The following is a 7,114-nucleotide window of genomic DNA, read 5'->3' as shown; positions in this document are numbered from 1 at the left end:
ACCGTATCTGCTGTTTGAAATTCGAATTCGAATTCGTCGGCTTGGCAGGGCGCACCTGCGCCGCGCCCACCGTGCCATCAAAAAAAATTGGGCTCGCGTGATCGATTCATGCAATCGATCGATCGCGCTCATGACGTCGAGCTATTCGTACGGCTTGATCGACGGCCACTTTGCCCCTGATCGCGACCGACGCGCGCTACTGTTCTGACGACAGGCGGACCAATTGGCGTCCGCCGTTCATCTCCTTGAGACTGTTGACGTAATTTTCAGGACGCAGCCACCGGTAGGGGGTCTTCAATCCCATGAAGCTCGCGATGTTGCCAATGAACCCGGTGCAATTGAATGTCTCGGCATTCCAGACCGGCGAATTTGCCTGCAACTTCTTGATATAGGCAAAAACTCTCTTGGCGTCGGCTTCGTCCAGATAGACCCGGTAGCTCGCGGTCAAGTATTCCGGGTCAAGATCACCGTAGCTCGCACCGGTCTCCGACGGAACCAATGTCATGTAGCCAATGACGTAAGTCAGCTCGTTTCCCGCGGGCGTAAGGCCCGCGACCTCGACCTGTCGCTCGCTCGTCTTGCCGTACCAGACGAAGGCGTGTCCCCAGCTCGCTGCCGTCCTGGCTCGGAAATCGACGTAATACGGGCCCTTTGCCGAGGCGTGCCGTATCGTCGACATCGGCGTCGATTCAGGGGATGTTTCAGCCGACGCAAGCGCGTTCGCGTCGGCGACCCGCTTGTGGACCTTGTGGGAATTGAAGCGCTCCATTCCGGCGCGAGCATCAGCCTCATCTGCGGAAGCAGACTGGAGACTGCACTGCAGCACCGCCGCGAGCGTCAGTCCCCCAAGCAGGTATCCTCTCATCAATCGACTAGACACGCTTCGCCTTTCCACACAATTTGCGAGACTGTACGTATCGAACTGTCGCTATCGAAACTGTCAGTATTTTGCAGCGACGGGAGCTTTGCCGACCGGATTCTTCCCGATGGGGGCCTTGCCAATCGGCATCTTGCCGATGCTCGCCTCTTGAGTCACAGGCTGAGGGCGGGGGAAATCGGCGGCGCTGGCGGCAGTCACCATTGCAAGCGTTGCACCCGCCACGATCAAGAATTTCATCACGCTATCTCTCCTTCGTGAATGAAGACTAACGCCGTAGTATAACGGTTTCTTCTCGGTCACAGTATGACGATCAAGAGGAGGCTTTCAAAAACGCGTTGAACTGCGGCAGATATGACACAGTCGGTTCCATTCCGACGTACGCGCAGGCCGATCACCGTATGGTCTGAGAGACCAACCGTCCGCCCTGGTTCCCTACTGTGCGATGCCGGCCTCAACCTTGAACTCGGCCAGCGCATCGAGCGGCTGGGTTTTCACCAGCTGCACGAGCTACAGCGCGGGGGCATGCGCGCGTGGTATCAGCTCGATCGTCAGCATGCGCCGCGGGGTCTCGATGAAGCGTGCCAGCGCTTCGGTGATGGTCGCGGCATCAGGATTGGTGACCGTCGGCGACGTGCCAGCCGACCTGATCTTGTCGGCGATGGCGCCCCTGGCATCGTCGGCACTGACATTCTGGGTGCGGGCATATCATGTCGCGCGCTTGTGCGGGCGTCGGCTGGGTGCCGGCTGGCGGCATCATGGCCAGGAGCGCGGCAATCTGCAGCCGCGAGGGGCGGAGCCCGACATCGTCGACGGTTATCCCCTCGACGCGCGTATGGCCTTGCCGGACACGATCGTATAGGCACCGGTCGACACTTGGCGGTACGCGCCGTGATAGTTGTCGTCGTTGGCGTTGTTCGGATCGAGCACCGCGGCGATCGCGCCCGTGTCGATGTCGGATGACACGAGGTTGACGACATTGCCGTTGAGCTTGTCCGTCCTGCCCGCCTGTTGCGTGGTGAGCGCAAAGTCGAAAGAGGCGCATTTGATGCTGGCGATCTTGCCGCTCTTGATGCCCTCGACCGCCAAGTCCGAATAGGTGATGTCACCTCCGACCGTCGCGGCCATGCCGACATCCATGGTCGCGACCAGGCTTGGGACCGCGACCGAAGCGGCGCTGATGGCGGAGAATTGCTCGAGGCCGAACCGGTAGAGATCGACGATCGACGACGAGGCCGGTTGCCCGCGCACGGCCAGGGGACCGGAATAGTCCTTCAAAGTGATCCGCGGCGCCTTGTAATCGATGTGAAAGCCGGCCGGCGCGGCCGTCCCGCCGCTGACTTCGACGTCGGTGGCATCGATGCTGTCGGCTGTGACATGCATCGCATCCGGCTGGCTGACGCCCGAGGCGGTGAAGCTGCCGATCTTCACGCTGAGCGGCGGTTGGGCTGCCGTCTCGCCCTGGATATCGGCGACCGTGATGGTGCGCTTCAACAGGTCGAACTTCACCACGCCGTGGCTCGCCTTGCCTCCCGTCCTGCGGATTTGCTCGAACGCCGCGTCGACCTGGGCCGCGACCTGGTGCTGCATGTAAGACTGGAAGCCAAAAAAACCGGCCACCGCGAGCGCGATCGCGGCGAGGGCTCCGATCAGGATTTTTGCCATTCGGTTCTTCTCCGGTTGCCGAAGTTGTAGGGGGTGGGATCAGAGTGTCACAACCCCGGTCGATAACAAGGGGAGGGCCATTTCGATGCTGCGGCAGCGTGCTGGCGGAGCCGGCTCGTCGGCCGTAGCTCGCGAACGGTCGCCTGCGAAAGGCGTAATCCGCCGTGTCGGCGAACCAAGACGGCGGATCACGAGCCTGCGGACTGTCGATCGGGCCGCACTCGATTGAGGCTGAGCGCTTGCAAAGCCCATCCTACAAGGATCGATTTCATTGGAATGGACCGTCTAATGACCGAGCTTGATGCCGGCTTGCTTGATCACCTTCGCCCATTCCGGCGTTTCTTTCCTGATGATCGCTGTGAACTCGGCCGGCGTGTCGCCGACCGGCTCGAGGCCGAGTTCGTCGAACTTGCTGCGCACCTCCGGCATCGTCAGCGCCGCGACGGTCTGCCCGTGCAATTGATCCAGCACCTCGGCCGGCGTGCCGGCCGGCGCCAGCAGCCCGAACCAGGGCACGGCCTCGAAGCCGGGAAATCCGGACTCCGCCATGGTCGGCAAATCGGGCGCCAGCGCCGAGCGCCTGATCGAGGTGATGGCCAGCGCGCGCAATTTGCCTTGGCGCGCGAGCGGCATCACGTTCACTATATTGGCGAACGACATCGAGATGCGGTTCGCGACCAGGTCCGGGATGAACGCCGTGGTGCCGCGATAGGGCACGGCCGCGATATCGATATGCGCCATGGATTTGAACAATTCGGCGCCGAGATGCTGCGACGTGCCGACGCCGGCATGGCCATAGGACAGCTTGCCGGGCTCCGCTCTGGCGAGCGCGACCAACTCCGCCACGCTGCTGACCGGCAGCTCCGGCGGGACGGCGAGCACGTTGGCCGCGATGAACACCTGCGAGATCGGCGCGAAATCCCTGAGCGGGTCGAAGGGCAGCGTGTCATACAGGCCGGGATTGATGACCAGCGAGGCGTTGCCGCCCATCAGCAGCGTGTAGCCGTCGGCGGGCGCCTTGGCGACGCGATCGGTGGCAATATTGCTGCCGGCGCCGGGAACATTCTCGACCACGAATGGCGTGCCGAAGACGTCCGTGAACCGGTCGGCAAGAATCCGCGCCGCCAGGTCCGGCGCCGTGCCGGGCGTGAAGCCGACCAGGATTTTCACCGGCCGGTTCGGATAATGAGATTGCGCCGAGGTGATCTGCGCCGCGAACAGCACGGATAAGACGGCGAACAGCTTCGCGATGAGCTTCATCGTTTCCTCGATCGTCCCGCATTGCACGGTCTTTGCCGGCGGACTTGACGGGCAGTGTGGCACCGGCGCACAGCGCCGGCAAGGCGGCGCAGCCGGCAAACTCACGCGCGGAACGGCGCGCCGCGATCACCAACGTTCGCCGCCATCGCTTGTCGTCTCGATGCCGTCGCCTCGGCCTTCGGGAAACAGCTCGGCGCGCGCGCCGTGCCGAAACCACCAGTATCGCCAATTGCGCGCGCGGGTCACAAGCCCACGCTTGAACGGATCGATGCCGCAATGTTCACTGCGAAGTTGAACATGGCGAGCAGAGTAGCGCATTTGTGTTTTCGTTAGCGGAAGTCAAAGCGGCGGACGACGCCCAGCGGGCCGCGCGTTGCGCGACCCGATGGGCTCCAATCCGCCTACGAGCGGGCGCTGTGGCAACACCGGGGATTTGTTCATGTGGCCAGCCGATGCGCTGAAGGAATGGCACGATTTCTACATGCTGGTCGGAACGGCCGGGGCGACGTTGCTCGCCTTGCTGTTCGTGGCCGTCTCGCTCGGCACCGGGTTCCTGACCGTGGAGCGCCAGGGCGCCACGCGGACCTTCATGAGCCCGGTGGTGATCCATTTCACCAGCGTGTTCTTCCTGTCTGCCATCGCCCTGTTTCCATCGCATCAGGCCAAATTTTTCGCCGCGCTGATCGGCGCAACCGCTGTGATCGGTGCGACCATTTCGACCTATATCACGGTCAAGGTCGTGCGCACCGATATGACGAACTACTTGGAGGACTACCTGGCCTACGGTATCTTGCCGGGCCTCGGCTACCTCGCGCTGCTCACGGCTGCCGTGTCGATCTATTTCGAAAAAGACTTCGGGCTTTATGCCCTCGCCGCCGCCCTTCTGCTGTTGGCGATCGTCAATATCCGCAATGCCTGGGACCTCACGCTCACCATGGTTCAGCGGCACCGTGGAGACGACTAGGTACAAGCGATTTTGAAGTTCAACTCATATCGATTGGCGGTCATCATCAACGACGACGTCATTCCGGGCTCGCATATGCGCGCGGCATATGCGAGACCGGAATCTGGTCCGCGGAATTCAAATCTTCGGGCAGAGCAGGATGCAAAATACGAGGTCGCACCCAGCGGCCACGACGGCCTCACCCTCTTGCTCTCTTGATTTCGATGTTTGGCGCCTCCGGCCGCAGGTAGACGACCAGGCAGAGGCAGATCAGGGTCATGCCGCCGATCGGATATCTCAGCGCAACAACGGCGGCGGAGATGAAGAGCCCGAGCGTGATTAGCGATCGCGCACGCATCATGACGCGCGCATGGCGCGGCACCTCCCCGCCTTGAGGCCGATCGACGGCCTCCAGATGCAGGAGGATATACATGACATTGATCAGAACAAACACGCCTGCGTAAAGCGAGACGGGATGGCCGCAAGCTCGGTTTGCGCAATCCAGGCCGTCGAGAACGGCATCAGCGAGACCGCGAACAAATGTGCAAAATTACTCCAGATCAGGCGGCCGGTAACGACATCCGCGTGGCGAAAAAGATGGTGATGGTTGATCGAGACGATGAGCGGGCTTCAACCGGCGGAGCAAGTCATCCAGGGAGGCGGCGCTGATCGCAGCTTCCTCATGATCCTCGATCGGCATTTCGTCGCCGAGCGCCAACGCCGTGAAGCGCGACGCGTCTCGAATGCGGTCGATCCATTTGTCGCGTGCGATCGCCGTGACCCATGCTCCGAAGGGTTTCGAAGGTGCATAAGTGTGCCGCTTGGCATGGATGGCAAGAAGGCTGTCTTGCCTCGCATCGTCAGCCGCGGAGGGCGGAAGGCGCCGTGCATAATAGCGTCGCAGCCAGATGTCCAATTCGCGAAGTAATTGCTCGTAACACCGGCGTTCACCAGCCTGGGTTGCGACCATGAGACGGCCCCATCGCTCGGAGCGGCTGTCCCACGTCTCGCAGCGCGATCTCATTGGCGCGTCCTGTCGCGGACAAGCCGCGAAGTGGGAGGGTGGCGGCGTCAGTGTGGCGTCGCCGGGGCGTGACGGCGAAGTGACGATGGAAGCGTCGACATTGTTATCGTCGAGAACGCGCATTGGTAAAGACTCCTCGCGACACGATCGAGCAGGCTTACGATTGCGAACGGCTTTCTGAGCAGACATTGAGCGCCGGTGGAGATGGCGTCATCATCCAGATGCCCGTCGGGCAGAGCGGTGATCAGGATCACGGATGGCATGTCGTCCTGTTCCTGGAGCCTTCGCACCAGGTCCAGGCCGCTCATTCCTGGCATGTGAATGTCGGCGATGACGCAGTCGAAAACAGCGACATTGGGTGACGCCAGAAAGATTTCCGCCGAGCCGTCGCCACAGCGTCGAGCAGGTCCTGATCCCGCATCGGCTTGGTGAGGAAGTCGACGGCGCCAGCCTTCATGCCCTTCACGGACATCGGAATATCGCCATGGCCGCTGATCAGAATGACAGGCAGCCGGACAATCAAATTCATGAGCCAGCTCAAGCTGATTTGGTGTCCAGACCTTCGCGGCTAAAATCTTTCTCCCCGATGACCGGCTCCGCCAACCCGGAATCTCGAGATTCCGGGTTCGATGCCAACCGGTCGCTTCGCGCCCTGTCGGTGCCGCCCGGGAACGACGATCGCAAAATGGCTGTTTGAAAATTGAATCAGGACACGTGCGGATCGCGTAGCGTGAGCCCGCCTGTGCCCACCATTTCCTCTTGCTCGACTGCAAGACGGTTGGTGCAAACGCGCCCACCCTGCGGGCTCGAAAAACCGGCCACGCTGTCGTGGCCGGCTTGATCGTCCGGAACGTCCGAGCCTGTTACTTGCGCTGGTCGATCGGGACGTAATCGCGATGGGTAACGCCAGTGTAGAGCTGGCGGGGACGGCCTATCTTCTGCTGCGGGTCCTCGATCATCTCGCTCCACTGGCTGATCCAGCCGACGGTGCGAGCCACCGCGAACAACACAGTGAACATCGAGGTCGGGAAGCCCATCGCCTTCAGCGTGATGCCCGAATAGAAGTCGACATTCGGGTAGAGCTTACGGTCGATGAAATACTGATCGGAGAGCGCGATCCTTTCGAGTTCCAGCGCGACTTTGAGCATCGGATCGTCGCCGTGTCCGGTCTCCTTCAGCACGGCGTGACACATCTTCTGCATGATCTTGGCGCGCGGGTCGTAGTTCTTGTAGACGCGGTGGCCGAAGCCCATCAGGCGGACGTCGCTGTTCTTGTCCTTGACCCGCGTGATGAAGTCGGGAATGTGCTCGACCGAACCGATGCCGTAGAGCATGTTCAGCGCAG

The 7,114-nt window shown here is 61.6% G+C and carries 13 protein-coding genes and 1 pseudogene; 4 read left to right on the top strand and 10 right to left on the bottom strand.

Features of this window, described 5'->3' with window-relative positions; all coding sequences use genetic code 11:
• Positions 1–208: hypothetical protein (locus tag WCB02_RS31410; protein WP_423964252.1), on the top strand; the 208-nt coding region annotated here is incomplete at its 5' end.
• Here WCB02_RS31410 and WCB02_RS31405 read toward each other — a convergent pair.
• Positions 197–865 (bottom strand): hypothetical protein, encoded by a 669-nt coding sequence (locus WCB02_RS31405; RefSeq protein WP_423964259.1) that lies wholly within the window; start codon positions 863–865, stop codon positions 197–199. The genes WCB02_RS31410 and WCB02_RS31405 overlap by 12 nt on opposite strands.
• Positions 866–940: 75 nt before the next feature.
• The gene (locus WCB02_RS31400; RefSeq protein ID WP_423964250.1) at positions 941–1,117 is read right to left on the bottom strand and encodes a hypothetical protein; all 177 of its coding nucleotides are present in this window, start codon (positions 1,115–1,117) and stop codon (positions 941–943) included.
• Between the two features lie 205 nt (positions 1,118–1,322).
• Here WCB02_RS31400 and WCB02_RS31395 point away from each other — a divergent pair, with 205 nt between their 5' ends.
• A complete protein-coding gene (locus WCB02_RS31395) occupies positions 1,323–1,739 on the top strand; it encodes a hypothetical protein (protein ID WP_423964248.1) in 417 nt (138 codons plus the stop codon).
• Here the strand turns inward: WCB02_RS31395 and WCB02_RS31390 are convergent.
• Together WCB02_RS31390 and WCB02_RS31385 are read right to left on the bottom strand one after the other, a co-directional pair.
• On the bottom strand, positions 1,694–2,542 hold the full coding sequence (locus WCB02_RS31390; RefSeq protein WP_423964246.1) for a hypothetical protein: 849 nt from the start codon (positions 2,540–2,542) through the stop codon (positions 1,694–1,696). The genes WCB02_RS31395 and WCB02_RS31390 overlap by 46 nt on opposite strands.
• Before the next feature lie 285 nt (positions 2,543–2,827).
• A complete protein-coding gene (locus WCB02_RS31385) occupies positions 2,828–3,802 on the bottom strand; it encodes a Bug family tripartite tricarboxylate transporter substrate binding protein (RefSeq protein ID WP_423964243.1) in 975 nt (324 codons plus the stop codon).
• A gap of 439 nt (positions 3,803–4,241) precedes the next feature.
• On the opposite strand from WCB02_RS31385, the gene WCB02_RS31380 reads away from it, so the two are divergent.
• The gene (locus WCB02_RS31380; protein WP_423964240.1) at positions 4,242–4,766 is read left to right on the top strand and encodes a hypothetical protein; all 525 of its coding nucleotides are present in this window, start codon (positions 4,242–4,244) and stop codon (positions 4,764–4,766) included.
• A gap of 178 nt (positions 4,767–4,944) precedes the next feature.
• On the opposite strand, the gene WCB02_RS31375 is transcribed toward WCB02_RS31380, so the two are convergent.
• The 5 genes and pseudogenes from WCB02_RS31375 to WCB02_RS31355 form a co-directional block, all read right to left on the bottom strand.
• Positions 4,945–5,178: a hypothetical protein gene (locus tag WCB02_RS31375; RefSeq protein WP_423964238.1), complete on the bottom strand. Its 234-nt coding sequence runs from the start codon at positions 5,176–5,178 to the stop codon at positions 4,945–4,947.
• A gap of 8 nt (positions 5,179–5,186) precedes the next feature.
• Positions 5,187–5,357, bottom strand: coding sequence for a TMEM175 family protein (locus WCB02_RS31370; protein ID WP_423964256.1), 171 nt, complete (start codon positions 5,355–5,357; stop codon positions 5,187–5,189).
• A complete protein-coding gene (locus WCB02_RS31365) occupies positions 5,296–5,715 on the bottom strand; it encodes a sigma factor (RefSeq protein WP_423964254.1) in 420 nt (139 codons plus the stop codon). Before WCB02_RS31365 ends, WCB02_RS31370 begins: the two co-directional genes overlap by 62 nt.
• Before the next feature lie 101 nt (positions 5,716–5,816).
• A complete protein-coding gene (locus WCB02_RS31360) occupies positions 5,817–6,077 on the bottom strand; it encodes a hypothetical protein (RefSeq protein WP_423964236.1) in 261 nt (86 codons plus the stop codon).
• Positions 6,078–6,151: 74 nt separating this feature from the next.
• Positions 6,152–6,286, bottom strand: a pseudogene (locus tag WCB02_RS31355) (response regulator); the annotation flags it as partial.
• Here WCB02_RS31355 and WCB02_RS31350 point away from each other — a divergent pair.
• Positions 6,254–6,466, top strand: coding sequence for a hypothetical protein (locus tag WCB02_RS31350; RefSeq protein ID WP_423964262.1), 213 nt, complete (start codon positions 6,254–6,256; stop codon positions 6,464–6,466). The pseudogene WCB02_RS31355 and the gene WCB02_RS31350 sit on opposite strands and share 33 nt — an antisense overlap.
• Before the next feature lie 166 nt (positions 6,467–6,632).
• Here WCB02_RS31350 and WCB02_RS31345 read toward each other — a convergent pair.
• Positions 6,633–7,114 (bottom strand): citrate/2-methylcitrate synthase (locus tag WCB02_RS31345; protein WP_423964234.1); only part of this gene is annotated, 482 nt, incomplete at its 5' end.

This window comes from Bradyrhizobium sp. (assembly GCF_049581145.1).
Taxonomy (GTDB): domain Bacteria; phylum Pseudomonadota; class Alphaproteobacteria; order Rhizobiales; family Xanthobacteraceae; genus Bradyrhizobium.
Note: the sequence above shows the minus strand (reverse complement) of the source record. Positions and strands in the feature narration are given on the sequence as shown.

Bases quoted from the DNA above. Each gene is read 5' to 3' on its own strand.
- WCB02_RS31405 (WP_423964259.1), bottom strand. From the start codon at position 865: ATGAGAGGATACCTGCTTGGGGGACTGACGCTCGCGGCGGTGCTGCAG.
- WCB02_RS31400 (WP_423964250.1), bottom strand. From the start codon at position 1,117: ATGAAATTCTTGATCGTGGCGGGTGCAACGCTTGCAATGGTGACTGCC.
- WCB02_RS31395 (WP_423964248.1), top strand. From the start codon at position 1,323: ATGCCGGCCTCAACCTTGAACTCGGCCAGCGCATCGAGCGGCTGGGTT.
- WCB02_RS31390 (WP_423964246.1), bottom strand. From the start codon at position 2,542: ATGGCAAAAATCCTGATCGGAGCCCTCGCCGCGATCGCGCTCGCGGTG.
- WCB02_RS31385 (WP_423964243.1), bottom strand. From the start codon at position 3,802: ATGAAGCTCATCGCGAAGCTGTTCGCCGTCTTATCCGTGCTGTTCGCG.
- WCB02_RS31380 (WP_423964240.1), top strand. From the start codon at position 4,242: ATGTGGCCAGCCGATGCGCTGAAGGAATGGCACGATTTCTACATGCTG.
- WCB02_RS31375 (WP_423964238.1), bottom strand. From the start codon at position 5,178: ATGTATATCCTCCTGCATCTGGAGGCCGTCGATCGGCCTCAAGGCGGG.
- WCB02_RS31365 (WP_423964254.1), bottom strand. From the start codon at position 5,715: ATGGTCGCAACCCAGGCTGGTGAACGCCGGTGTTACGAGCAATTACTT.
- WCB02_RS31360 (WP_423964236.1), bottom strand. From the start codon at position 6,077: ATGAGCGGCCTGGACCTGGTGCGAAGGCTCCAGGAACAGGACGACATG.
- WCB02_RS31350 (WP_423964262.1), top strand. From the start codon at position 6,254: ATGGCCGCTGATCAGAATGACAGGCAGCCGGACAATCAAATTCATGAG.